Annotated in this window: 1 protein-coding gene; it reads left to right on the top strand. The window is 42.5% G+C overall.

Going from position 1 to position 386, the window contains the following annotated elements:
• The first annotated feature begins 98 nt into the window (after window positions 1–98).
• On the top strand, window positions 99–344 hold the full coding sequence (locus C6N31_RS42600; RefSeq protein ID WP_198359676.1) for a 40S ribosomal protein S21: 246 nt from the start codon (window positions 99–101) through the stop codon (window positions 342–344).
• Window positions 345–386 lie beyond the last annotated feature (42 nt).

Raw genomic sequence — 386 nt, 5'->3', positions numbered from 1 at the left:
CCTTTACGATAACGGAAACCCTAGCAACCTGTTCGATCTGAATCTGAAACACCGGTGGGAGCCTGTCGCAGTTCACTCTCAGTCTTTTTACTGCCAAAATGGAGAATGAAGATGGCATCATCACTGATCTTTACATTCCTAGAAAATGCTCTGCCACGAACAGGCTAATAACTGCAAAAGATCATGCTTCTGTTCAGATTAATATTGGCCATTTAGATGAAGACGGAAGATATATGGGAAACTACACCACTTTTGCTCTTAGTGGCTTTGTTCGTGCACAGGGTGATGCCGACAGTGCTCTTGATAGGCTTTGGCAGGCAAAGTTAACCGAAATGAGCAAGTGACCATTTAATTGCCATGGCTTTATAATTTGGCTTAGTTTTTGT

Source organism: Streptomyces fildesensis (assembly GCF_016107395.1).
In the GTDB taxonomy this organism is placed as follows: Bacteria; Actinomycetota; Actinomycetes; order Streptomycetales; family Streptomycetaceae; genus Actinacidiphila; species Actinacidiphila fildesensis.
Note: the sequence above shows the minus strand (reverse complement) of the source record. Positions and strands in the feature narration are given on the sequence as shown.

Excerpts from the sequence above, each read along its gene's own strand:
- C6N31_RS42600 (WP_198359676.1), top strand. The coding sequence starts at position 99 with ATGGAGAATGAAGATGGCATCATCACTGATCTTTACATTCCTAGAAAA.